The 22,456-nt window shown below is 63.0% G+C and carries 25 protein-coding genes and 1 pseudogene; 5 read left to right on the forward strand and 21 right to left on the reverse strand.

The window, feature by feature from the left end; genetic code table 11:
- Positions 1 to 41: 41 nt before the first annotated feature.
- Entirely contained in the window at positions 42 to 932 is an 891-nt protein-coding gene (locus BQ8482_RS23705) for a fatty acid desaturase family protein (protein ID WP_123149801.1), read from the reverse strand.
- A 107-nt stretch (positions 933 to 1,039) separates the two neighbouring features.
- On the opposite strand from BQ8482_RS23705, the gene BQ8482_RS23710 reads away from it, so the two are divergent.
- Entirely contained in the window at positions 1,040 to 1,984 is a 945-nt protein-coding gene (locus tag BQ8482_RS23710; RefSeq protein ID WP_123149898.1) for a LysR substrate-binding domain-containing protein, read from the forward strand.
- A 50-nt stretch (positions 1,985 to 2,034) separates the two neighbouring features.
- Here BQ8482_RS23710 and BQ8482_RS23715 read toward each other — a convergent pair whose 3' ends face one another.
- From BQ8482_RS23715 to BQ8482_RS23735, 5 genes are all read right to left on the reverse strand, one after another.
- On the reverse strand, positions 2,035 to 2,295 hold the full coding sequence (locus tag BQ8482_RS23715; RefSeq protein WP_374120282.1) for a DUF3303 domain-containing protein: 261 nt from the start codon (positions 2,293 to 2,295) through the stop codon (positions 2,035 to 2,037).
- Between the two features lie 37 nt (positions 2,296 to 2,332).
- Positions 2,333 to 3,796, reverse strand: a complete 1,464-nt coding sequence (locus tag BQ8482_RS23720) for a RimK family protein (RefSeq protein ID WP_123149803.1) — start codon at positions 3,794 to 3,796, stop codon at positions 2,333 to 2,335.
- Entirely contained in the window at positions 3,793 to 4,899 is a 1,107-nt protein-coding gene (locus tag BQ8482_RS23725; protein WP_244602946.1) for a peptidase C39 family protein, read from the reverse strand. Before BQ8482_RS23725 ends, BQ8482_RS23720 begins: the two co-directional genes overlap by 4 nt.
- 247 nt (positions 4,900 to 5,146) lie before the next feature.
- The gene (locus BQ8482_RS23730; RefSeq protein WP_123149804.1) at positions 5,147 to 5,938 is read right to left on the reverse strand and encodes an anti-sigma factor family protein; all 792 of its coding nucleotides are present in this window, start codon (positions 5,936 to 5,938) and stop codon (positions 5,147 to 5,149) included.
- Positions 5,935 to 6,453, reverse strand: coding sequence for a sigma-70 family RNA polymerase sigma factor (locus tag BQ8482_RS23735; protein WP_123149805.1), 519 nt, complete (start codon positions 6,451 to 6,453; stop codon positions 5,935 to 5,937). Before BQ8482_RS23735 ends, BQ8482_RS23730 begins: the two co-directional genes overlap by 4 nt.
- Before the next feature lie 273 nt (positions 6,454 to 6,726).
- Between BQ8482_RS23735 and BQ8482_RS23740 the strand changes: the two genes are divergently transcribed.
- Together BQ8482_RS23740 and BQ8482_RS23745 are read left to right on the forward strand one after the other, a co-directional pair.
- Positions 6,727 to 6,981, forward strand: coding sequence for a type II toxin-antitoxin system VapB family antitoxin (locus BQ8482_RS23740; protein ID WP_123149806.1), 255 nt, complete (start codon positions 6,727 to 6,729; stop codon positions 6,979 to 6,981).
- Complete coding sequence (locus BQ8482_RS23745) at positions 6,971 to 7,399, forward strand: type II toxin-antitoxin system VapC family toxin (protein ID WP_123149807.1); 429 nt, start codon at positions 6,971 to 6,973, stop codon at positions 7,397 to 7,399. The genes BQ8482_RS23740 and BQ8482_RS23745 overlap by 11 nt, the downstream gene beginning before the upstream one ends.
- 3 nt (positions 7,400 to 7,402) lie before the next feature.
- On the opposite strand, the gene BQ8482_RS23750 is transcribed toward BQ8482_RS23745, so the two are convergent.
- From BQ8482_RS23750 to rpoZ, 13 genes and pseudogenes are all read right to left on the reverse strand, one after another.
- The gene (locus tag BQ8482_RS23750) at positions 7,403 to 10,144 is read right to left on the reverse strand and encodes a DUF2339 domain-containing protein (protein WP_123149808.1); all 2,742 of its coding nucleotides are present in this window, start codon (positions 10,142 to 10,144) and stop codon (positions 7,403 to 7,405) included.
- Positions 10,145 to 10,207: 63 nt separating this feature from the next.
- Positions 10,208 to 10,726, reverse strand: coding sequence for a PaaI family thioesterase (locus BQ8482_RS23755; RefSeq protein WP_123149809.1), 519 nt, complete (start codon positions 10,724 to 10,726; stop codon positions 10,208 to 10,210).
- On the reverse strand, positions 10,723 to 11,499 hold the full coding sequence (gene recO, locus BQ8482_RS23760) for a DNA repair protein RecO (protein WP_123149810.1): 777 nt from the start codon (positions 11,497 to 11,499) through the stop codon (positions 10,723 to 10,725). The genes BQ8482_RS23755 and recO overlap by 4 nt, the downstream gene beginning before the upstream one ends.
- A gap of 41 nt (positions 11,500 to 11,540) precedes the next feature.
- Positions 11,541 to 12,464: an aminoglycoside phosphotransferase family protein gene (locus BQ8482_RS23765; protein WP_123149900.1), complete on the reverse strand. Its 924-nt coding sequence runs from the start codon at positions 12,462 to 12,464 to the stop codon at positions 11,541 to 11,543.
- 42 nt (positions 12,465 to 12,506) lie between these two features.
- Positions 12,507 to 13,439, reverse strand: coding sequence for a GTPase Era (era, locus tag BQ8482_RS23770; RefSeq protein ID WP_123149811.1), 933 nt, complete (start codon positions 13,437 to 13,439; stop codon positions 12,507 to 12,509).
- Positions 13,436 to 14,161 (reverse strand): ribonuclease III, encoded by a 726-nt coding sequence (gene rnc, locus BQ8482_RS23775; RefSeq protein WP_095496687.1) that lies wholly within the window; start codon positions 14,159 to 14,161, stop codon positions 13,436 to 13,438. Before rnc ends, era begins: the two co-directional genes overlap by 4 nt.
- A 4-nt stretch (positions 14,162 to 14,165) precedes the next feature.
- On the reverse strand, positions 14,166 to 14,915 hold the full coding sequence (gene lepB / locus BQ8482_RS23780) for a signal peptidase I (protein WP_123149901.1): 750 nt from the start codon (positions 14,913 to 14,915) through the stop codon (positions 14,166 to 14,168).
- A gap of 77 nt (positions 14,916 to 14,992) precedes the next feature.
- On the reverse strand, positions 14,993 to 15,406 hold the full coding sequence (gene acpS / locus BQ8482_RS23785) for a holo-ACP synthase (protein ID WP_095496688.1): 414 nt from the start codon (positions 15,404 to 15,406) through the stop codon (positions 14,993 to 14,995).
- Between the two features lie 44 nt (positions 15,407 to 15,450).
- A pseudogene (locus BQ8482_RS39510) lies at positions 15,451 to 15,540 on the reverse strand (DUF2062 domain-containing protein); the annotation flags it as partial.
- Between the two features lie 259 nt (positions 15,541 to 15,799).
- Positions 15,800 to 16,180, reverse strand: coding sequence for a VOC family protein (locus BQ8482_RS23795; RefSeq protein WP_123149812.1), 381 nt, complete (start codon positions 16,178 to 16,180; stop codon positions 15,800 to 15,802).
- 74 nt (positions 16,181 to 16,254) lie between these two features.
- A complete protein-coding gene (pyrE, locus tag BQ8482_RS23800; protein WP_123149813.1) occupies positions 16,255 to 16,833 on the reverse strand; it encodes an orotate phosphoribosyltransferase in 579 nt (192 codons plus the stop codon).
- A 94-nt stretch (positions 16,834 to 16,927) separates the two neighbouring features.
- Positions 16,928 to 19,156 (reverse strand): RelA/SpoT family protein, encoded by a 2,229-nt coding sequence (locus BQ8482_RS23805; RefSeq protein ID WP_123149814.1) that lies wholly within the window; start codon positions 19,154 to 19,156, stop codon positions 16,928 to 16,930.
- Between the two features lie 111 nt (positions 19,157 to 19,267).
- Complete coding sequence (gene rpoZ / locus BQ8482_RS23810) at positions 19,268 to 19,669, reverse strand: DNA-directed RNA polymerase subunit omega (protein WP_029354482.1); 402 nt, start codon at positions 19,667 to 19,669, stop codon at positions 19,268 to 19,270.
- Between the two features lie 310 nt (positions 19,670 to 19,979).
- On the opposite strand from rpoZ, the gene BQ8482_RS23820 reads away from it, so the two are divergent.
- Both BQ8482_RS23820 and BQ8482_RS23825 read left to right on the forward strand, forming a co-directional pair.
- On the forward strand, positions 19,980 to 20,561 hold the full coding sequence (locus BQ8482_RS23820) for a LabA-like NYN domain-containing protein (RefSeq protein ID WP_123149816.1): 582 nt from the start codon (positions 19,980 to 19,982) through the stop codon (positions 20,559 to 20,561).
- Entirely contained in the window at positions 20,558 to 21,235 is a 678-nt protein-coding gene (locus BQ8482_RS23825; RefSeq protein WP_425294127.1) for a uracil-DNA glycosylase, read from the forward strand. Before BQ8482_RS23820 ends, BQ8482_RS23825 begins: the two co-directional genes overlap by 4 nt.
- On the opposite strand, the gene BQ8482_RS23830 is transcribed toward BQ8482_RS23825, so the two are convergent.
- On the reverse strand, positions 21,204 to 21,947 hold the full coding sequence (locus BQ8482_RS23830; RefSeq protein WP_123149817.1) for a glycoside hydrolase family 25 protein: 744 nt from the start codon (positions 21,945 to 21,947) through the stop codon (positions 21,204 to 21,206). The two genes, BQ8482_RS23825 and BQ8482_RS23830, sit on opposite strands and share 32 nt — an antisense overlap.
- 16 nt (positions 21,948 to 21,963) lie before the next feature.
- Positions 21,964 to 22,443 carry an SsrA-binding protein SmpB gene (gene smpB, locus BQ8482_RS23835; RefSeq protein ID WP_023768487.1) on the reverse strand — a complete coding sequence of 160 codons (480 nt, stop codon included), beginning with the start codon at positions 22,441 to 22,443 and terminating at the stop codon, positions 21,964 to 21,966.
- Between the last annotated feature and the right edge of the window lie 13 nt (positions 22,444 to 22,456).

Consider the following 22,456-nt stretch of genomic DNA (forward strand, 5'->3'; position numbering starts at 1 on the left):
AGCGCCGAGCCAGTCATCGGCTCGGCCTGAGATACCTGCCATCAGCGCAATGTTTCGATATATTTTTCCTGGAAGCGCACGTAACCGGCTTCGATCTCCTTGAGATGGCGCTCGATCAGCGCGTGAAACGCCGGCAGTTGATGGAACGGCACACCCGGATAGGCATGATGCTCGGCGTGAAAGGGCATGTTCCAGGCGAGCTTGCGGACAAACCAGTTGGTCAGCGTCGTCCGGGTGTTTTCCAGCATGTTGGCCACGAAAGGGCAGCGGCCATGCTCGGCCAGCAAATAGAGGCGTAGGAACGGCTGCCCGAGAAGCGCCGGCACGATCCAGACATAGATGAGCGTGGTTGCCCGGAACCAGACGGCCAGCACAAGCACGACGGCATAGAAGGCAATCATGGCGCGGGCCTCGGCGCGCACCTTGGGCCGGCCTTTTGGCGGTACGCAACTGTCCTGGCATCTGCCAGTGGCGTTGATGTAGAGCCTCTTGAAGTGGCCCCACCACACCGGAATGCCGGAGACGTGGACAATATACTGCCGCAGCGTTTCCGGCTTGGGAAAGGCCAGTTCCGGGTCGTTCTCCGGATCCTGGGTGAAGCGGTGATGAACGAAATGGAAATAGCGGAACCAGTCGGCCGGCAACGCGATCGCCAGACTGCAGACCCGCGCCGCGCTATCGTTCAGCCGCTGTGTTTCGAAAGCCGTGCGATGAATCGTCTCGTGAAGAAGCGTGAACAGGAAAACGATCAGGATGCCTTGCGGCAGCATCAGAAGCGGCCAGAATGGGACCTTGGCGATGATCAGCAAGCCGATGACGACGATCGCGCCCCAATGACCGCCAAGCTGCAGCAGCCCGAGACGATCCGACTTGGCGGTCAGCCGATCGCGCTGTTGCTGCGTCAGCGATGCGATCACGTCGCGATGGTCCATTGGTTTCAATCCCGCACTGTCGATCAGATCAGGCTAATCGCCAAAGTAGCTTTCGCAAAACGAGGATTTCTGCAATTTAGATAAGCTTGACTTATCTATTGGTTGCCATGGTCGCACTTCCATCCTTGCGGGGACTCCAGGCTTTCGAGGCTGCAGCGCGCTGCGGCAGCTTTGCCGCCGCAGCCGAAGAACTTTCGATTTCCGCTGCCGCGGTCAGCCAGCTGATCCGGACCATCGAGGACCAGATGGGCCGCAAGCTCTTTCACCGGGTCAACCGCCGTGCCGTGCTGACCGATGCCGGCCGGGAAATGCTGCCTCGACTGACAACGGCCTTCGAGGAGATCGGCAGCGTGTCGCGCGAGCTCAGCGGCGCGGAGTTTCGATCACGGCTTGTCGTCTCGGTACCGCAATCCATGGCGATGGGCTGGCTCTCGACGCGCCTGAAGAGCTTTGTCGCCAGCCACGGCGCGGTCGACATATCGCTGAGAGGCGAAGACGATCCGGTGTCGTTCGACCGTGACCTGATCGACATACGTCTTTCCTATGGGCGCTCCCACTATCGCGACCAGGCAACGGAAGACATCGTGAGCGATGCCGTATATCCCGTTTGCGCACCGGGCATGGCAAGCGGGATCGGCGGTTTTGAAGGCGCCGCCCTCGCCCGCTTGCCGTTGATCCATACGGATTGGGGGCCGACAGGCGCGTCCTTTCCATCCTGGCGCAACTGGTTCGAGACGGCCGGCATCGAGCCCGGCCGCGCGACCCAGCGCGGTCTGTCGGCGAATTCGTCACGGGCGGCCCTCGATTTCGCCATTTCGGGCCTCGGCGTCGCGCTCGCGCAGGGCGTCTTCTGCGCCGAGGCGGTGGAAGACGGCAGGCTGATCAGGCCCGTCGCACAGGCGCTGGAACTGCGCCAGCCCTATTGCCTGACGATCCCGCAACGAAGCTTGAGGCGCGACGCGGTGGCGGCGTTCAGGCAGTGGCTGATCGAGGAATGCCTACGCTCGGTGCTATCGCCGGCTCTAGTCGCGAAACAAAACGCTAACTCCTGATGGCAGGAGGCGGCATTCGACTATGGCGAACCCGCAGCTTTTGCGCCTGCTTAGAGGTGCCCGCTCAATCCGTCCACCATGTCCTTGTTCGTTGCCACGGGAACAATCTCGAAATCCACCAGATCCGACCATTCGATGACCCAACGCTGCAGCAGCGTGACGTCATCCGCCTCCATCAGGATGAAGCAGCGGCCCATGTCCGCCGAGATCCAGCTGTGATGAAGACGAAGCCCATCCGGCATGAGGCGACCACGGTCGCGGAAGCGACGGTAAATCTCCTTCCTATCGCGGCCGCGAAAATCCTCGATCACTATGAACAGCATCTCTCCGTCTCCCCAAGTGGAACGGTTACCGTCCCTGTCGGTCGAGCCGCTCCAGGAACCACTGCGTCAGCCGCACCCAGACCTCATCTTTTTCGCCGGAGTCCTCCCAGCCATGGTCGAGATTGGGATTGTCGTTGACCTCGATGACGAAGACACCGTCCCTGGTCTCCTTGAGGTCGACGCCGTAGAGGCCGTCGCCGATGCAGCGCGCCGCCCTCACCGCCGTCTCGACGACATGGGCCGGCGCCTCCTTCAAGGTAAAGGTCTTGATGCCGCCCTGGTCGGGCTTGCCGTTGGCCTTGTGGTTGACGATCTGCCAGTGCTTCTTGGCCATCAGATAGTGCACGGCAAACAGAGGCTGACCGCCGAGCACGCCGACGCGCCAGTCATATTCGGTCGGAATGAATTTCTGCGCGATCAAGAGATCGGAATCCTCCAGCCATTCGGTGGCAAGCGTCTTCAGCTCCTCGAAGGTGGCGCATTTCTTGACGCCGCGCGAAAACGACGAGTCCGGGATCTTCAGCACCAGCGGAAAGCCCAGCGCCCGCGCCGCAACTTCGAGATCCGAGGTGCCGGCGATCATCACCGTCGGTGGCACCGGCACCTTGTTGTAGGTCATCAGCTCGTTGAGATAGACCTTGTTGGTGCAGCGGATCATCGACAGCGGATCATCGATGACCGGCATGCCTTCCTGCTGGGCGCGGCGCGCGAAGCGGTAAGTGTGGTTGGAGATCGAAGTGGTCTCGCGGATGAACAGCGCGTCGTAATTGGCGAGCTTGGCCAGATCCTTTTTGGTGATCGGCTCGATTTCGACGCCCATCTTTTCGGCGATCTTGGCCCAGTAGCGCAGCGACGAAATCTCCGACGGCGGCAACTCCTCGTGCGGATCGACCAATGTGGCGAAGGTGTAGCGCGCCGGCGTGCGGCCCTTGGTGTCACGCCATTCGCGGTTGGTGTAGGTCTCGAGGCACTGAAGGAAGCGCTTTTCTTCCTCCTCGGTCATCCTGGCCAGCGGATGGAAGCCGATCTTGCGGATCGACGCCCATTCGGCGCTGTCGGTGATGCGGACTTCCAGCGCCGGCGCCCGAAACCAATCGAACAAAAGCTTGGCGAAGCGATCCCATATCCTCGACGGGCCGATGCCGAAGAAAATACAGACTTTTTGCGGAAAGGCGCCGCCCAGATCCTTGCGGCATTTGTTGAGCGCGAGTTCCAGCTCCGGCAGCGCGTGATCGTAGAGCTTGCGCTCGGACAGGTCGATCATCGTCTCGACCGTCGGGATGACCTTGTGGCCGCGCGAACCGGCCAGCAGCGAGGCATAGTAGCCGCGGCTTTGGTAGCCGTAATTGTTCGACAGGTTGATGACCTTCGGCCGCTGGCCGCGAAACAGCGCCGGATGGGCAAGGTAGTCGCGATTGGTGATGATCTTGTGCGGTGTCGCCACCTGATCGAGATCGTTCTGCCGGCCGGTAAGGATGACCCAGGTCATTGTCTGTCGCGCTTTCCGAGGGTAATGGCGGCACGCAATCCGTCGCGGCCGAACTGCGCCATGTTCATGAAGATGCCGTAAGGCACGGGAATGTTGGCGGCATCAAGAATGGTCTCCTGTCTCTCGTCTTCGACCCAGGGATCGTGGATCAGGATATGGTCGCCGTCGTCGCCGATGGCCAGCACCCAGTGCGGAACCTTTTTGCCGAACATCAGGAAGCCGCTGATCAGGACCAACACCAGTTTCCCCTCGGCGATCGCGGTGCGGATATCGTCGATGGCGAATGGACGGTAATTCACCGGGATGCCGTAAAGTTCCGCGCGCCGGCGAAAGTCGACCTGCGCCAGTTCCATCACCCGGCGCTTGTCTTGGCTGCGCACCGACTGCAGGAACAGCGCGCCATGGAAGGAGACATATATCTCGGCAGAGAGCCCGCTTTCATGGCCGGCAACGGCGAGGCCGAACGGCTCGCAGCCGCCAGGCCCCGACATCATGAAAACGGTGGTCGCCTCGCGCCACAAACGGATTTCCATGACCGGGTCGGGCACGAAGCCGGGCTCGAAATTGGCCATTGCCATCATCAGGCAGCACGGGCCGCAGGTGAATTCGCAGGTCTGCTGGTAGAACGGCACCCTGGTGGCGACCGGAATGTCGCCCCGCAAGGTCTTTTCGTAGCGCAGCGCCGAGGCGCCGTCCTCGTAATAGCCCGGTTCGCGGCCGATCTTGCGGTAGCCGCTCTGCTCGTAGATGCGAATGGCTCGGCTGTTGTCCTCGCGCACCTCGAGGCGCAGCATCATGCGGTTGTGTTCGAAGGCGGTCTCCTCCGCCGATGCCAGCAGCATGCGGCCAATGCCGAGCCCGCCGAAAAAGGGACCGATGGCGATGGAATAGAGCCGCGCGACGCCGCTGCCTTTGCGAAACAGCACGACCGCATAGCCGGCGACGCGGCCGTCGCTTTCGGCAACCAGCAGCTCGGCACTTTCGCGTTCGATCAACTGGCGAAAGGAGCGGCGGGAAATGCGATCGCTCGAGAAAACAGCCTTCTCGATGACGGCGAGGTCATCGACGTCGGACGCGCGGGCCGTGCGAATCTCGGCAGGCATGCGGGCTCGGAAAACCTCGATTGCGTTGTGGAAAAGGCCCTGGTCAGAGGTGTCGACAACACAGCCGAAGCGCCAGCATCCGTCAAGCGCTATCGCACCTTGATTCGGGCTCAATTGTGACAGGCTCGCCGGGTGCATGGCCCGAAAATCGAAATCGATTTTCGGAAAGGATCATGCGCAAAAATTAAAGTGCTACAGCGTCCTTTGCGCGTTCAAAGCACGCGCGGCTTTGAAAAACAGGCGCAGCTCAGCTGGCCAGCCCGGCAAGAAGCTGGCTGTAGGCGCTCTTCGCCACCGCAGTCAGCTGCGCGCGCGGCAGCGAGCCGACGACGGCGCAGCCATAGCCCTTATCCAGCCAGTAGACGGCCTCGGGGCCGTTCTCTTCCGACCCATAGGTGCCCTTGGCCTTCTCGGCCGATTCGGCCGTGACGAACAGCGAGATGCGCTCGCCTTTGTCGTCCTCATAAAGCAGCATCGCGGCCTTGCTCTCGCCAGCGGGCAGCAGCCGGCCGCCGACGAGCTGGAATCCTTGCGCCGCCAGATCCGGTGCGACCAGCTTCAGGCCGACCCGATTGGACAGCCAGGTCTGCAGATGATCCTTGTCGCTGGCGGGCACTTCCACCGCATGCCGCTGCTCGGCGGCATAGATGACATGGGCTGCGATCGCCTGCTCGGCGAGTTGGTCCTCGGCGGGGTCTTCCAGGCCGAGATGGTCGATGCCGGCGAAATAACCGCCAACACCGCCAATGGCCAGCATCGCCGCTGCGGCAGCCGGGAGCCACCAGCGCGAGCCCAATGGCACCGTCTTGACCGGCGCCTCGCCGAACACGATCTTCTGCAACCGCGCCGGCACCGGCTCGTCGAGCACGCCGGCAAAAGCGGCACGAAGCGCTGCGCGGTCGGCGACATAGCGGGCGCTCCTCGCCTTCATTTCAGGATTGGCGTCGAGCCAGGCGTCATAGGCCACGCGCTCGTCAACCGGCAACTCGCCATCGAGGGCCATGTGGATGTCGCGTTCGGAAAAATCGCGCCGGGTCATTTCTCGACGATCCTTATCGCCCGGCGACGCGCGGCGTCATCCAGCAGCCCGCGCAACTCATCACGCCCGCGCGCGATGCGCGACATCAGCGTGCCGGCCGGCACGCCGAGGATGTTGGCGGCTTCGGCATAGGAAAAGCCTTCGATGGCGACCATGACCAGTGCTGCGCGCCGATCGGGGCTTATCGCCTGCAACGCGTCGATAATTTCGCGCGAGGCGATGCTCTCCACCTGCTCGGCTGGTGCTGCCTGCGCCTCGCTCGCTTCCAGCGGCAGCATCGCGGCTTCGCCGCGCCGGTTCACCTTGCGCATCTGGTCGATGAACAAATGATGCATGATCGTAAACAGCCACCTCCTGGGGCTTTCTCCAGTCTGCCAATTGTCGAGCCGCAAAAGCGCCCGTTCGAGACAGTCCTGAACGAGATCGTCGGCGGAATCGCGGTCGCGCAACAGCGAGCGCGCATAACGGCGCAGGCGTGGTATTTCGCCCAGGATTGCTGCCTTCTTTTCGTCCATGACCGCTGGTTCTGAGGTCGCCCTTGTTCATCCGATTGAACGCGTCTTCACGGCGCGGCGCAAGCGGCCGGCGCGAAGCGGTCCGCCGCCCCAGCCACCCAAGCAATGCAATAACGCTGGCGCGGGCCGATTTATTCCCGGCGGGCGCTGGGGCCACCTGTCAAGGCGCCGCAAGCCATGACGCCTGAGGTTGAAAGCGCGCCCTGAAGGGTGTATATTCGAAGTCGTATATTTAGTATATTCTGACTTGGATATACGTTTGGAGAAATCGATTTGTCTCTGTACATCCGCGATAACGAGGTCGACGCGCTGGCTCGTCAGTTGCAGTCCGCCATCAGGGCCCCCACGAAGACTGAAGCAGTGCGAATCGCTCTCAAGCGGGAGCTTGAACGAGCGAACGCTGTCCTTCCGCTGAGCGAGCGTATCAAAAAATATCAGGATGCCGCGAGCGCACTTGGTCCCGATGACCCCACCTTCGATATGAAGAAATTCATGGACGAGGCCTGGGGGGAACCCGATGTTTCTTGATGCGTCCGCGATTATTGCGCTGATCTTGAGAGAGGCAAATGCGGAACGTCTGCTGAGAAGGATTGAAACCGCCGAGAGGCTCTATTTCTCGCCGAGTTCCGCTTTTGAAGCTGTCCTCGGAATCGCCCGCAGGAAATCTGTGGCTGAAAGCGGCGATCAAGCTCCGACACCGCCTGCTCTGATCGATCAATGCCAAACCATCGTCATCGGCTTCTTGGCCGAACTCAAGGCCGTGGAAGTTCCACTGGATGCCATCATTCGCGAACTCGCAGTCAAAGCCGCGCGCGACTACGGTCGATATGTCGGCCATCCCGCCAAGCTGAATTTCGGCGACTGCTTCAGCTATGCATGCGCCAAGGCCTACCGGGTACCCCTGCTCTACAAGGGCAATGATTTTTTGCAGACCGATCTGGCCTGAATACTATCCGGCATCGGATTTGACCGCTCTTGTCAGCAGACGCTGATAGAACAGGCCGATGCCGATCAGCACCGCGCCGAGGCCGATGAAGGACAGCGCCCTCAGCACGCCTTCCAGTTCCGACATGTCGAAGAGGAAGACCTTCAACACGGCGACTGAGATCAGCGCTGCCGACGCAATGCGCAGCGCCTGCGACTTCAGCCAGACGCCAGCGGTGAGCAGCGCCACGCCGATGATCAGCCACAACGCGGAATAGGTGTAGGTCTCGAGCTGGCCGAGGCCGCTCCACAGACCGATGAACTCGCCCTTGAACAGCCGCCGGACCGACAGCGTCGCATAGGCGAAGGCCAGCAGTGCCGCCGCCAGCGCCAGCATCGCGGCGTACCATTTCGGCCGCTTGTCTCTGGTATAGAGCGCGAGCCCGCCGGCAGCGGCGGCCGGCAAGAAATAGGCGAGGAACAGCAGGTTGAACACCAGGATTCGCCCGGTCGATTCGTCAGTAAACAGCGGGTTCAGCGCCACAAAATGCTGGATGACGATGAAGGCGACCGAGACCACGCCCGCAGCAAGCGAACCATAGCGCAGCACCGAGCTTGGCGAGCGCATGTCGATGGCGACCAGGATGGCGCCGGCGCCGATGGCGATCAGCGTGTAGATCGCCTGCTCGGCGAGCGTCGCAGCACCCGTGTCGATGACGCCGCCATGCATGGCGTGGCGCACCAATATGGCAACCGTGAGCAGCGCAAACAGTGCTGCGCCCGCTTCCATGGCTAGGCGTGGCCGGCCATTTGTGGTGCGGGCAAGCTGCCAGGCGGCAAAGCCGAAGGCAAGCGCCGGCACGCCGTAGCCCGGCAGCAGCCAGTTGAATACCGGCGTCGTCGACAGGAATTCGGCGCCGACGATTGTCGGATCGAAGGCGACGCGGCCGAGTACGGCGATGACCGCGCCGACCGAAATCCAGCCGAGCACCGGATAGGCGCGCCAGCGGGTGGCCAGCGCCGGCACGATGGCCGCGGCACCCAGCAGGATGGTGGTCCAGCCGGACCCGAAGGCCATGTAGATCATCAGCAAGGCGGCGACTGCTGCCCCGCCAAACGCGAAGGAGACGGCAGCACTGCCCTGTAGCGGCGGCTCTTCACCGCGCGCGATCCACTCGCCGCCGGCGGCGAAGACCACGACCAGAAGGGCTGCAACCGCCGCGTAGACAAGATCGCGGTCGAGATTGCCGAAGGTGAACCAGAGCGCCAACAGAATGACCAGCGGCGCAACAGCGCCCCATGCCGCCCATGAGGCGGCGCGGATTTGTGCCGAGGCGGCAAATTTGCGCGCAGCCCAGAATCCGGCGCCGATGAACATAAGTCCAAGAAAGATACCGATCCTGAGCATCAGCGTATCGGCAACTGCCGCCGGCAGACCTTCGCCGTCGAGAACGCCACCTGAAAAGTCTGAAGCGACGGAGGTTGGCGGAATGATGCCGAGATAGACCAGCACCGTCGCCAGCCCTGCGGCGTGCAGAAGCGCCAGCGCCAGCGGCCGGTAGAGCGCTACCGCGACCAGGGCTGCGATAAGAGCTGCTCCCGGCAGAGCATCGCCGGCAGCGTATGCCGGGTCGACGAACAGCGCCATCGCCGAAAGGCCGACGAAGAAGCCAGGTGCGATCGACGGCCCGTCGAAACCCTTGGCGGGCTCTGCTTCGCCACCGCGACGGCCGAGCCAGACGAAGGCGAGCACGGCCAGGGTCACCGCATTGATGAAGAGGATGACAGGCAGGTTGGTGCCCGGCGCGTCAGTCATGTAAAGAATGGTCCAGAGGCCGGTGCCGACGAACGCTGCCGCCATCAGCAATTTCCAGTCGCGCAGGCGGGCGATGACGCCGGTAGCGGCGAGCACAATCGCCAAATAGCCGAACAGCGCCCAAGGATTCGGCGCCTGCGAGGCGACCAGCATCGGCGTCACCACCGCGCCGAGCAGGCCGATGCCGGCCAGCGCCTGACCATGGACGAGGGCGGCCGCGATGGTCGCCACACCGATGGCTCCGAGCAGCGTGAAGGCGAGCGCCGGCCCGATGAAGCCGTAAACGCCATGCGCGGCATAAACCGTGCCGAACAGGATGAAAGCACCGGCCGCCGTCAGGATTGCCGGAATATAGGCGCCAGCGACGCCCTGCACCGGCACCCTGAAGCCGGTGCGGCGGATGAACTCGCCAACGGCGACCAGCACCATCCCGAGCATTGCTGCCATGCTCAGCCGCACGCCGGGACCGAAAATGCCGGCCTCGATGGTGTAGCGGATCAGGAACAGGCCGCCCAGCGCCAGCGCGATGCCGCCGACCCAGACCGCCCATCGGGTGCCGAGCGCCGTTTCAATGTCAGGCTTTTGCGTCGCTTTCGCCGTCGCGGCGGCCGGTTGCGAAGGTGCAGATCCAGCCGGCGCCGCTTCGCCCGCAGCCCACGGTCCGGATGCAATCTCCCCGGCCTCAGCCTCTGTGGACGGCTTTTCCTCAGCCTCGCCCGCCGATGACGGGACAATGTCGGTCACGGCCGCAACTGCCGCGTCTGCTGGCATGCTGTCGTTTGCGGCCGGTTCTACCGGCTTGGCCTGCGGCGGGGCCACATGCGCGCCCGAAAGCACGAGGCTGCGCAGCGCACCAAGTTCACGCTCGATCAGGCCGATGCGGCTCTGCTGGCGCGAGATAATGACGAACAGCGCGATGATCGCGACTAGGCCGATCAGGCTTTCGAACATGGCGGTTCCCCCAAACCAAGCCAGTAGTTACTGACAAATACGGCGGCCAGACGGCCAGCCGAGTCAGCGCGCCGCCAGATTGGCGGCCGGAAAGATCGAGCACGTTTCGGTGCCGAAAGCCAGCAGCTTGCCGTTGGCGTCCTTCAGCGTCGCTTCCGAAACCGCCAATGTGCGGCCCTTGTGCACCACCCTGCCCTCGCACACCACCTCGCCGGTCTTCGGCGTGATCGGCCGTGTCAGGTTCACCTTGAATTCCGCCGTCGTATAGGCCTCGCCCTTGTCGAGCAGCGTTTGCACCGCGCAGGCAAGAGCCGAATCCAGCAGCGTCGCGGCCCAGCCGCCATGCACCCCACCGAGCGGATTGAGATAGCGCTCGTTCGGCATGCCGCGGAACACCGCGCGTCCTTCCGACACTTCGGTCAGGTCGAAACTGAGCTGGAACGAAATCGGCGGCGCCGGGTATTTGTTGTCGATGATGCGCTGGAGCAATTCCAGGCCGGTATATCTAGAGATGTCGCCGTGCGGAATGGTGCCGAGGCCGAGCGGCGAGACCCGGCCGGGATAGAGTTCCACTTCGCTCATGTAATGATTTCTCCGGCGGCGGTCTCGGCGCCAATCTCCTTGCCCGCCGCGTGGTGCTTGCGAAAGGCGGCGAGGAAGCCAGCGCGGGCGCCGGGCGGCTCGATGCCGCGCGCCTCGTAGACATGGCGGGTAAAAAAGAAGCCGGTCAGCCGGAAGGCATCCTCGATCGCCGCCGGATCGGCGCGCAGGCCGGAGCCGCGCTGCAGGAATGCGGGCAGCACCAGCATCTTGTCGCGCCATGGCGCGCCGGCCTGGCGCGACACGGCGCGCCCGGATTTCGGCGAGACATAGGCAAGATCTTGCCTGGCGCCGGTCGCGGCACACTGGCTGAGATCGAGGCCGAAGCCGAGCTCGTCGAGAATCAGCAGTTCGAAGCGCGCTACCAGCTCGCCGGCGGCGTCCGCATCGTCGAGGTGAGCGATCATCACGGCCAGCGTCTCGTAGAGGCCGTCATGGGCGTCGCGCTCGGGCAGCAGGCGCAGATGCGCAGCCATGGTCTGCAGCCCATAGATGGCGACGGCGCTGTCCATGAGCCGGGCGGCGTTCATCTCGATCGCCTCGGCCTGAAAGGTGCCAAGATGTTCGTCGAGCCGCGCCCGCCACAGCAGGTCGACGCGGTTGCCGGGCTGCAGAACCGGCTGCTGCTTGCGCGAGCGGCCGCCGCGCACAAGGCCGAGGTGGCGGCCATGCGCACGCGTCATGACCTCAAGAATGGCGCTGGTTTCGCCATGCTTGCGGGTGCCGAGAATAATTCCCTCGTCGCGCCATTCCATGAACGGAGCTTGTCACCGCTTCGGTGGCGAAATCAAGTTTTTCAGGCGCTCTGTGGGTGCCCTCCGCGGCGGTCCGCGCGGAGGTGATCGGCAAGCACTTCATTGATCACGCGTCGCGACTTTTCAACTTCGACTGGATTGATGTCTATATGGCCGGCGACCGTGATCAGCGCTTTCCATAGCGTCCAACCACGGCCCCGCGCCCAGCTTGCCTCATCGGCATGAAGAACCGCGCGAAACACCTCTCGGCTTTTCCCTTCGAGGAGCGTCCACGCAATCGCCAAGTCGCACGAGGGATCGCCCACGCCGGAAGTCCCGAAGTCGATCACGGCGCTCAAAGCGCCTTGCCTGACCAACAGGTTTCCCCAACTGACGTCACCGTGGAACCAGACGGGCGCGCCATGCCATGTCGCGGCAAGCGCTGCTTCCCACACCCCGCTCGCGGCGCCTGTGTCGATCTTGCCGTCGAGGGCCGCAATTGCCTGCCGGGTTTCACCGTCATAGACGCTCAGTGGTCCGCCGCGAAAAAAGTTGTGCTGCCCTGGCGCCGGTCCACCAGCGGGATCGATCCGTTGCAGGGCGACCAGGAACTGGGCCAGGCCGGCCGCGAATTGCGGCAGGCCGGCAATACGCTCCAGCGTCGCCGTCTCGCCTTCGATCCAGCGGTAGACGGACCAATGCCAGGGATAGTCGTCGGCCGGGGCTCCCATCGCCAGCGGGACCGGGACAGGCAGCGGCAGCAGAGGCGCAAGCCTTGGCAGCCAGCGATGTTCCTTTTCCACTTGCAAGGCATAGGCCGCCGCACTCGGCAGCCTCACCAGCATATGGTCTCCGAGATGAAAGGTCCTGTTGTCCCATCCGCCTGATGCAACCGGCCGGACAGCAAGATCCTTCCATCGGGGAAATTGCGTGGCGACCAACCGGCTCACGAGGGCTGTGTCGATAGTGACTTCTTGTTTGAGCATGATCTTTTCCGAAAACCGGCTCCCACTTTTCGGGAACATGCTCTAATGCGGAAACTCCAGCCCCATCTCGCGATAGCGCTCGGGGTCGTCGCCCCAGTTCTCGCGCACCTTGACGAACAGGAAAAGATGCACCTTCTGTTCGAGGATACCGGATATCTCCATGCGTGCCGCCTGGCCGATGGCACGGATCGTCTCGCCCTTGTGGCCGAGCACGATCTTCTTCTGGCTGTCACGCTGGACATAGATGGTCTGGTCGATGCGCACCGAGCCGTCCTTCTTCTCTTCCCATTTCTCGGTCTCGATATGGGAGGAATAGGGCAGTTCCTGATGCAGCCTGAGATAGAGCTTTTCGCGAGTGATCTCGGCCGCCAGCTGACGCATCGGCAGGTCGGAGATCTGGTCCTCCGGGTAATACCAGGGGCCGGCAGGCAGGGTTTCGGCCAGATAGTCGAGCAGGTCCTTGCAACCCGACCCGGTTAGCGCCGAGACCATGAAGGTGCGCTTGAAGGGCACCCTTTCATTCGCTGCAGCGGACAGGGCCAGCAGCGCCTCGGGATTGACCCGGTCGACCTTGTTGAGGATCAGCACCATCGGCTGGAGGACATCCTTCAGCCGTTCGAGAATCGCGTTAGCGTCGCCCCTGATGCCGCGCTCGGCGTCGATCAGCAACAGCACGATGTCGGCGTCCTTGGCGCCGCCCCAGGCGGTCGTCACCATCGCCGTGTCCAACCGCCGCTTCGGCTTGAAGATACCCGGCGTGTCGACGAAGACGATCTGTGCGTTATTGTGGATGGCGATGCCGCGCACGATGGCGCGCGTCGTCTGCACCTTGTGGGTAACGATCGACACCTTGGCGCCGACCAGTTGGTTGACCAGCGTCGATTTCCCCGCATTGGGCGCGCCGATCAACGCGACGAAGCCAGAATGCGTGGTGGCGGCTTCTGTTGCCGGCGGGACGTCTTCGGTGGCGGTCATGCCGCGCTCCCCTTATTTAGCCAGACGCCTTCGCGCAACAGCAGTGCGGTAGCGGCGGCTTGCTCGGCCTCGCGCTTGGAGCGCCCGCTGCCGGTCGCCGGCGGATAGGCGCCGACCTTGACGCTGACGGTGAATAGCGGATCGTGGTCCGGTCCCTCGCGGCTGTCAATTATGTAGACCGGTACGGCGCCTGCCGCCTGATGCGCCCATTCCTGCAGTTCGGTCTTGGCATCGCGGCGGGCGGCACCGATGGCCTGCGAGCGCGGCCGCCAGTATTTGTGGATGAAGGCGCGGGCCGCCTCCAGCCCGCCGTCGAGATAGAGCACGGCGATCAGCGATTCCAGCGCATCAGCCCGCAGATTGACGCGTTTGCGCCCGTCCAGGCCGCGCACGTCCGAGCCGGCACGGATCAACTCCGGCAGGCCAATCTCCTCGGCGATGTCCGCCAGCACCTCGGCATTGACCAGCGCGTTGAGCCGGAGCGACAGCTCACCTTCGGCAGCGTCAGGATACGCCGCCAGCAGCATGTCGGCGACGACCAGGCCGAGGACGCGGTCGCCCAGGAATTCGAAACGCTCATAGTCGATGCCGGCATGGCTGCTGCGGGCGCTGGCATGGGTCAGCGCGCGCTGCAAGCGCTGGCGGTCGGCAAAGGCGTGGCCGGTGCGCTCCATGAGCGCTTCGGCGAGCGCGTCGACGGTCAGCCGTTTTGTTGCCGCCATGACCCTAATTGACGAAATGGAGCAGGCGCGACGCGCGCATCAGCGACGGCCATTTCCAGATTTCGAGCGGGCTGGCGCTGCCACCGATCGAGAAGAAGATGAGATTGGCGCGGCCAACCAGGTTGTCGTCAGGCACGAAACCGACGGTGAAGCGGCTGTCCGAGGAATTGTCCCTGTTATCCCCCATCATGAAATAGTGCCCGGGCGGCACGTCGAATTCCTTTGTGTTGTCACCGATCGAGTTGGGTATCAGGTCGAGCGTGTCATAGCTGACGCCATTCGGCAATGTCTCGCGATAGACGTCGACCGGCCCGCTCTCCTCGGTGATGTCGCGATTGTCGATCTGCCCGACCTTCTGGCGTGGCACGCCGACGCCGTTGATGAAGAGCTGGCCGTCCTTGACCTGGATCTTGTCGCCCGGCAGGCCGACGACGCGCTTGATGTAGTCGACGGAGGGGTCCGGCGGGAACTTGAACACCGCCACGTCGCCGCGCTTCGGCTCGGCGCCCCAGATGCGGCCCGAAAAGAGGTCCGGCCCGAACGGCAGGGAATAGCGGGAGAAGCCATACGACCATTTGGTGACGAAGAGATAGTCGCCTTCGAGCAAGGTCGGCCGCATCGACCCGGACGGGATAGAGAATGGCTGAAAAAGCAGCGTGCGGATGACCAGAGCGAGCAACAGCGCCTGGACGATGACGCTGACGGTTTCGCCAAGCCCGCCGGATTTCTTCTGGGATTTTTCAGCCACGCTCATGTCGTCCTCGATTATGCGTTGGTTGGTATAGAGTCTCGGCGTGCGCTGGGCAACGTCATGCCGGTGGTCAGATGCAATCAATATGGCGCTTCTTCGACGGGCAACGCCTCGATGATCACAAAGGCTTGAGCAAGCGGAAAATCGTCGGTGATGGTGAGGTGGATCGCCGCCCTGTGCCCGTCAGGCAGGATTTTGTCCAGCTGCGCCGCCGCTCCGCCGGTCAACGCCATGGTCGGCTGGCCGCTGGCCAGGTTGACGACGCCCATGTCGCGCCAGAACACCCCTTGCGCCATACCGGTGCCCAGCGCCTTGGCGCAGGCCTCCTTGGCAGCGAAGCGCTTCGCATAGGAAGCGACGCGGGCGCCGCGGTTTTCGGAGCGGGCCTGTTCGACCTCGGTGTAGATGCGCTGGATGAAGCGTTGGCCATGGCGCTCCAGCGATTTTTCGATGCGTCTGATATCGATCAGGTCGCTGCCGATACCAATGATCATTCGGCGGGAACTTCCCGTCCGGCCGCTCCAGCTCTTTTCGCTAGGCGCAGCGAGCGCGAGAACGAGCGGCGTGGCCACAGATAGGCACGCACCCGCTCGAGAAAACCATCAGGCTTGCGGCGTCGAAAAAGCACTCTGTTCCTGTCCTGATATCCAGCGCTGCCGGTCCGACCACCCCGGGCCGGACGCGACAGCTATATCTCGCGCTTTGCGGCCGTCGAAAGGCAACAACGACCTTGATATAGCGATACGCTGGCCGCAGAACAACCGTAGCTGCATGCCGTCCGCTTGCTGTCGCCTGCGGGGCCGGCGTTTCGCCACTCCGGACACAGTATAATCGCGGCGGATTTGAGGAGGCGAGTCGCCGCAGAAATCGGCAGCAACTCCAGCTATCTACGGCCCATACTCGCTGACCTCGACGAGATTGCCGTCCGGGTCGCGGAAATAGACCGACATCATCGGGCCACGGGCGCCGATCCGCTCGACCGGCCCGACTTCGACGGCAACGCCGTTGGCCGCCAGGCTGGCGCATATCTCCGAGAGCGGACGGCCGGCGACCAGGCAGAAATCCGCGGAGCCCGGAGTCGGCGCCTTGGCCTTGGGCTCGAAGGTGCGCCCGACCTCATGCACATTGACCTTTTGCGTTCCAAACAGCAGCGCCGTCGGCCGGTTCGGCTCGTCGAGGCGCCTGAAACCAAGCACGCGCTGATAGAAGGCGCAGGTGTCTTCGACGGAGCGAACCGTCAGTACGAAATGATCGATGCCTGCAATCACGGCAGCGCCTCAGTTAACGTTGTTCTATGCATGTCATTGTCCCAAAACCGCTGCGCACTTTTGGGCGACATGCATCAGATATTGCGGCTGCCCGGCTTGACGGCCGGTATGGCGGCGAGCTCGGGCGGCAGCCTGTCGACCGGGTAGGCCGGAACCTCGTACTCGGCGAGCGCGATCAGCGGCACGCCGACATCCGTCTTGCCGGCCGAGCGGTCGATGATGCAGGCAGCGGCAACGACCTCGGCGCCAAGCGCGCGCAGGCAGTCGACGGTCTCGCGGATCGACAGGCCGGTGGTGACGATGTCCTCGACGATGACGACGCGCGAACCCTTGGCGATCTCGAAGCGGCGGAGCCTGAACTCGCCCCCTTCCCGCTCGACCCAGATCGCCGGTGCGCCAAGATGGCGCGAGGTTTCGTAGGCCGGGATCAGCCCGCCGATCGCCGGGCCGACGACGTAATCGATCCTGCCGGACACAGCAGCGCGGATCTTTTCGGCCAGCGCCTTGCACAGGCGCTCGGTCTTGTCGGCATGCATGAAGACCCGCGCCTTCTGCAGGAAGACCGGGCTTCGCAAGCCCGACGTCAGGATGAAATGCCCTTCGAGAACGGCACCGGCTTCACGGAAAATGCCCAGCACTTCGTCGGTGTTCATTGTTCGCTCCATGTCCATGCCGAATGGTGAATGGCGAATGGTGAATGGTAGTGAGTAGTGAGAGCACCTTCTTTCACTATTCACTATTCACTATTCACCCGTTCACGCGCCGCGCATCGCTGACGCTCGAATTGTCCTTGAGCTGCGACAGCAGCCGGTTCAGGTGCTTCAGGTCCCAGACTTCGAGATCGATCAGCATTTCGGTGAAATCGGGTGCGGTGCGCACCATCGACAATGTGTGGATGTTGGCGTCGTTGGATGCAACGACCTGCGCGATGTCGGCCAGCGAGCCCGGCGCGTTGATGGCGGTGACCGAGACTCGCGCCGGAAATCGTTCCTTGGTGCGCTCGTCTATGTCCCAGCGCACGTCGATCCAGCGTTCGGGCTGGTCATCGAAGGCCTGCAGCGCCGGCGACTGGATCGGATAGATGGTGATGCCGGTCCCCGGCTGCACGATGCCGACGATGCGGTCGCCGGGCACAGCACCTTCCGGCGCGAAGCGCACCGGCAGGTCGCCGCGGACGCCGCGGATCGGCACGGCGCCGTCCTTTGGCTGGTCCTTGTCCTTGCGCGCCGCCCGGCCGGGAATCTGGAACAGCATGCCGGCGGCGTTGCGGATCTTCGACCAGCCCTCTTCGCGCTGCTTGGGCGCAACCAGCGTGACGCGTTCATCCTTGTAGTCGGGAAACACCGCCTTCATCACGTCGGTGGAGGCAAGTTCGCCGCGGCCGACCGAAGCCAGCACATCCTCGATGTCCTTGCGCGCCAGCCGGTGCAGCACCGACTTCAGGCTTTCCTTGGTGAAGGTCTTGCCGGACCGCTCGAACGCACGCTCCAGAATACGAACGCCGAGACCCGAATACTGCTTGCGGATGGCGGCCTTGGTGGCGCGGCGGATCGCCGAGCGCGCCTTGCCGGTGACGACGACCGATTCCCACGCAGCCGGCGGCACCTGCGCCTTGGAGCGGATGATCTCGACCTCGTCGCCATTCTTCAGCTCGGTCATCAGCGGCATGATGCGGCCGTTGACCTTGGCGCCAACGCAGGTGTCGCCGACATCGGTGTGCACGGCGTAGGCGAAATCGATCGGCGTGGCGCCGCGCGGCAGCGCGATCAACATGCCCTTGGGCGTGAAGCAGAAAACCTGGTCCTGGAACAACTCCAGCTTGGTGTTTTCGAGGAAGTCCTCGGGATTGTCGCCTTCGGCAAGCTGCTCGATGGTGCGCCGCAGCCAGGCATAGGCGTTGGTCTCCTTCGAGATCGCGTGGGCAGTGCCGTTCACCTTGCCGCCGCTGTCCTTGTAGATCGAATGCGCGGCAACGCCATATTCGGCGATCTTGTTCATCTGATAGGTGCGGATCTGCAGCTCGACGCGCTGGCGCGACGGTCCGACGATGGTGGTGTGGATCGAACGGTAGTCGTTCTGCTTCGGCGTCGAGATGTAATCCTTGAAGCGGCCTGGCACCATCGACCATGTCGTGTGGATGGCGCCGAGCGCCCGGTAGCAGTCCTCGACGGTATCGACGACGACACGAAAGCCGAAAATGTCGGACAGCTGCTCGAAGGACAGCGCCTTGGCCTCCATCTTGCGGAACACCGACCACGGCTTCTTCTGGCGGCTCTTCACCTCGGCCTTGATCGCATATTTGTCGAACAGCGTGGACAGCGCCATCTCGATCTCGGACAGCACGCCCTTGTTGCGCTCGAAGATTTCGGCGAGCCGCGCGGTGACGGCGCGGTAGGCTTCCGGATTGATGAAGCGGAAGGCGATCTCCTCAAGCTCCTCGCGCATGCCTTGCATGCCCATGCGCCCGGCCAGCGGCGCATAGATATCCATCGTCTCCTCGGCGATGCGCAGGCGCTTGGCCTCGGGCACATGGTCGAGCGTGCGCATGTTGTGCAGGCGGTCTGCAAGTTTGACCAGCAGCACGCGAACGTCTTCCGAGATCGCCAGCAAGAGCTTGCGCAGGTTTTCAGCCTGCTCGGCCTTCTTGGAGACGAGGTCGAGTTTCTTCAGCTTGGTCAGGCCTTCGACCAGCTTGCCCATTTCCGGACCGAACAGCTCGTCGATCTCGGCCCTGGTCGCCGTGGTGTCCTCGATCGTGTCATGCAGCAGGGCAACCGCGATGGTCGCTTCGTCCATGTGCATTTCGGTGAGGATGGCGGCGACTTCGAGCGGATGCGAGAAATAGGGATCGCCGGAGGCGCGCTTCTGGTGACCATGCTTCTGCATGGCGTAGACATAGGCCTTGTTGAGCAGCGCCTCGTTGACGTCAGGCTTGTAGCGCTGGACGCGCTCGACAAGCTCATACTGACGCATCATGGGCGGGATCTCGCAGTGCTGAAATGAATCATGCGCCGCACTGGCGTACGGCGCATGTCATAGATAACCACGAAACTGCCGACGCGAAAGTGTCGGCGGCCGCTGCGAAGATTAATAATCGTCGCTTTTTTCCGGCGGTACCAGACCTTCGATGCCGGCCAGCAGGTCTTCCTCGGTCATGCGGTCGAAGGTGATGTTGTCCTCGGTGTCGTCGGCATCGGTTGCCGCAGCGGCGGTGCCGGTCTGGTCGGCGATCGCCTCGCCATCGGCTTCCGGCTCGTCGACCTCGACATGCTTCTGCAGCGAGTGGATCAGATCTTCCTTGAGGTCGTCGGGCGACAATGTCTCCTCGGCGATCTCGCGCAGCGCGATGACCGGATTCTTGTCGTTGTCACGAGGAACCGTGATCTGCGCGCCTTGGCTGATCTGACGGGCGCGGTGGCCGGCCAGAAGCACGAGCTCGAAGCGGTTGTCGACCTTGTCGATGCAATCTTCAACGGTTACGCGGGCCATGAGCTGCCCCTTTCATGCCTGGATTTGATGGAAAACAGGCGCGGTCCATAACCCGAACGCCGCCAAAATACAAGCTTTTTGGCAATGCCAAGATCGGGGCCAGGTCCGGGGCCGGGGCCAAGGCCGTCTGGGCGCGCGCCGCCTGCGACGATACGGCACCGATCACAATTGCTTGCTTGCAGCATCATACCCTTGGATTGCCGTAAAACCGGCGCTATCTCGAATGACGAAGGTCAGCCGGTTATTTCAAGCCGACCGATAGTCACGCGCATTTAGACGACCGCTTATTTTTCGAAAAGGAATATTTTCCATGTTCGACCCTCGCGAAAAAATCGCCCTTTTCATCGACGGTGCCAATCTTTACGCCACGTCGCGCGCGCTCGGCTTCGATATCGACTATCGCAGGCTCTTGTCGAGCTTTCAGAAGCGTGGCTACCTGCTGCGTGCTTACTACTACACCGCGCTGGTCGAGGATCAGGAATATTCCTCGATCCGGCCGCTGATCGACTGGCTCGACTACAACGGCTTCAAGGTGGTGACCAAGCCGGCCAAGGAATTCACCGACTCGACCGGCCGCCGCAAGATCAAGGGCAATATGGATATCGAGTTGACCGTCGATGCGCTGGAACTCGCCGATGTCGTCGACCACTATGTCATCTTTTCCGGCGACGGCGATTTCCGCACGCTGGTCGAGGCGCTGCAGCGGCGCGGGCGCAAGGTTTCGATCGTCTCCACCATGGCTTCGCAGCCGCCGATGATTTCCGACGATCTGCGCCGCCAGGCCGACCATTTCATCGACCTGATGACGCTGAAGAGCGAGGTAGGCCGCGACCCGTCCGAGCGGCCGGTGCGCCGGCCCGAGCCGGCCGAAGTCGACGAGGACGATTATTGACGGCGGCGGTCTTGACCGCTCCCCTGGTCGCATCCCCCGAGCCGGATCGCGACTGCCCGCTCTGCCCGCGGCTGCATGATTTTAGAGCGCAATGGCGGCAGCGCGAGCCGTCCTGGTTCAATGCGCCGGTGCCGACCTTCATGGCGCCGGAGGGCGAGGATACGGTGCGGCTGCTGATCGTCGGGCTGGCGCCGGGCCTGCGTGGGGCGAACCGCACCGGACGCCCCTTCACCGGCGACTATGCCGGCGACCTGCTCTACAACACGCTGATCGCACACGGCTTTGCGCGCGGCCAATTCAAGGCGCGGCCCGATGACGGGCTGGAGCTCGTCGGCACGGCGATCACCAATGCGGTGCGCTGCGTGCCGCCGGACAACAAGCCGGTCGGTGCCGAGATTGCCACCTGCCGGAGGTTCCTGGTGCCGACGATCGCGCGGTTTAAGAACCTGCGCGCCGTGCTGGCGCTTGGCTCGATCGCGCACCAGTCGACGGTGCGGGCGCTCGGCCAGCGTGTCGCCGCTTATCCGTTCAGGCATGGCGGGCAGCAGCAAACCAATGGCGTGACGCTATTTTCCAGCTATCACTGCTCGCGCTACAACACCAACACCGGCGTGCTGACGGAAGCGATGTTCGTCAACGTGTTCAGGGAGATAGCGGCGTTTCTCGAGAGATAGATTCGGGCGGTGGCGCAACCAGCTCGGCCAATTTCTCCTGCCCGCCCTGAAGGACATTCAGATCGACATCGCCTGTGATGCCGTCGACGCGACCCTTGTCGTGGTACTGCCAATAGATCCACTGGTCATGGCTTGGCTGCAGCGCCAGCGAACGAACCCAGCGCGGGCGGCCGACAATCTGCCCGGCATAGGCGCGCGCCGCGTCGTCGGTCACGTAGAGGATCGCCGTTTTGCCGAAGGCTGCCTCGACAGGACCAACGAAAGCCGAGAGTTCAATACTCAATTCTTCGGGCGATGGCCGCCGCGGACAATTGCCGACGAATTCGATATCCACCACCGGCGGCAGCAGCGGTTGACCGCGCGGTACGACGGAGATGAAATTCTTCGCCTGATCGGCGCCAGGCCTGCAGAAGGTGAAGAAATGATAGGCACCGACAGCCAGACCGGCCGCACGGGCCTCACGCAGATTGGCGGCGAAGGCATCATCGACATGGTCGCCGCCTTCGGTTGCCTTGATGACGGCGAAGGCGACGTCATCGGCGGCAACACGCCGCCAGTCGATCTGCCGCTGATGATGGGAAACGTCGATGCCCCTGACTGGATATTTGCCGCGGTCCGGAGAAAACGGATGGAAATAGAAATAGCCGCCGACCGCGACTAGGCACACCAGGATCAGGCTGGCCGCACCCCAAAAGACGATCCGGTTCTTCAAAAGAGCGGCTCCCAGCCTACCCACGCTCCTTCAGCAGCCGGCCCTTTTCGCGCGACCAGTCGCGCTGCTTTTCGGTTTCGCGCTTGTCGTGCAATTTCTTGCCGCGGCCGACGGCGAGTAAAAGCTTCGCCCGGCCCTGGTCGTTGAAATAGATCTTTAGCGGCACCAGCGTCATGCCTTCGCGATCGACGCTCTGCGCCAGCTTGGCCATCTCGCGCTTGTTGAGCAGGAGTTTGCGGCGCCGGCGCGGCTCATGGTTGAAGCGGTTGGCCTGCAGATATTCCGGCAGATAGGAGTTGATCAGCCAGATCTCACCGCCCTCGACCGAGGCGTAACTGTCCTGGATGTTGGCCTGGCCTTGGCGCAGCGACTTCACCTCGGTGCCGGTCAGCACCAGGCCGGCCTCGATCGTGTCGAGCACCTCATAGGAAAACCGCGCCTTGCGGTTTTCCGCAACGGTCTTGTTGTTGGGGTCGGCTTTTCTGACTTGATTCATGATGCGGAGAGGT

The sequence above is a fragment of the Mesorhizobium delmotii genome, assembly GCF_900149755.1.
In the GTDB taxonomy this organism is placed as follows: Bacteria; Pseudomonadota; Alphaproteobacteria; order Rhizobiales; family Rhizobiaceae; genus Mesorhizobium; species Mesorhizobium delmotii.

Coding starts and splice junctions, on each gene's coding strand:
- era (WP_123149811.1), bottom strand. CDS start 13,439: ATGACCGCCACCGAAGACGTCCCGCCGGCAACAGAAGCCGCCACCACG.
- BQ8482_RS23755 (WP_123149809.1), bottom strand. CDS start 10,726: ATGAGCGAAGTGGAACTCTATCCCGGCCGGGTCTCGCCGCTCGGCCTC.
- BQ8482_RS23745 (WP_123149807.1), top strand. CDS start 6,971: ATGTTTCTTGATGCGTCCGCGATTATTGCGCTGATCTTGAGAGAGGCA.
- recO (WP_123149810.1), bottom strand. CDS start 11,499: ATGGAATGGCGCGACGAGGGAATTATTCTCGGCACCCGCAAGCATGGC.
- pyrE (WP_123149813.1), bottom strand. CDS start 16,833: ATGAACACCGACGAAGTGCTGGGCATTTTCCGTGAAGCCGGTGCCGTT.
- rpoZ (WP_029354482.1), bottom strand. CDS start 19,669: ATGGCCCGCGTAACCGTTGAAGATTGCATCGACAAGGTCGACAACCGC.
- rnc (WP_095496687.1), bottom strand. CDS start 14,161: ATGGCGGCAACAAAACGGCTGACCGTCGACGCGCTCGCCGAAGCGCTC.
- BQ8482_RS23805 (WP_123149814.1), bottom strand. CDS start 19,156: ATGATGCGTCAGTATGAGCTTGTCGAGCGCGTCCAGCGCTACAAGCCT.
- BQ8482_RS23750 (WP_123149808.1), bottom strand. CDS start 10,144: ATGTTCGAAAGCCTGATCGGCCTAGTCGCGATCATCGCGCTGTTCGTC.
- smpB (WP_023768487.1), bottom strand. CDS start 22,443: ATGAATCAAGTCAGAAAAGCCGACCCCAACAACAAGACCGTTGCGGAA.
- BQ8482_RS23710 (WP_123149898.1), top strand. CDS start 1,040: ATGGTCGCACTTCCATCCTTGCGGGGACTCCAGGCTTTCGAGGCTGCA.
- acpS (WP_095496688.1), bottom strand. CDS start 15,406: ATGATCATTGGTATCGGCAGCGACCTGATCGATATCAGACGCATCGAA.
- BQ8482_RS23820 (WP_123149816.1), top strand. CDS start 19,980: ATGTTCGACCCTCGCGAAAAAATCGCCCTTTTCATCGACGGTGCCAAT.
- BQ8482_RS23765 (WP_123149900.1), bottom strand. CDS start 12,464: ATGCTCAAACAAGAAGTCACTATCGACACAGCCCTCGTGAGCCGGTTG.
- BQ8482_RS23720 (WP_123149803.1), bottom strand. CDS start 3,796: ATGACCTGGGTCATCCTTACCGGCCGGCAGAACGATCTCGATCAGGTG.
- BQ8482_RS23705 (WP_123149801.1), bottom strand. CDS start 932: ATGGACCATCGCGACGTGATCGCATCGCTGACGCAGCAACAGCGCGAT.
- BQ8482_RS23730 (WP_123149804.1), bottom strand. CDS start 5,938: ATGACCCGGCGCGATTTTTCCGAACGCGACATCCACATGGCCCTCGAT.
- lepB (WP_123149901.1), bottom strand. CDS start 14,915: ATGAGCGTGGCTGAAAAATCCCAGAAGAAATCCGGCGGGCTTGGCGAA.
- BQ8482_RS23735 (WP_123149805.1), bottom strand. CDS start 6,453: ATGGACGAAAAGAAGGCAGCAATCCTGGGCGAAATACCACGCCTGCGC.
- BQ8482_RS23725 (WP_244602946.1), bottom strand. CDS start 4,899: ATGCCTGCCGAGATTCGCACGGCCCGCGCGTCCGACGTCGATGACCTC.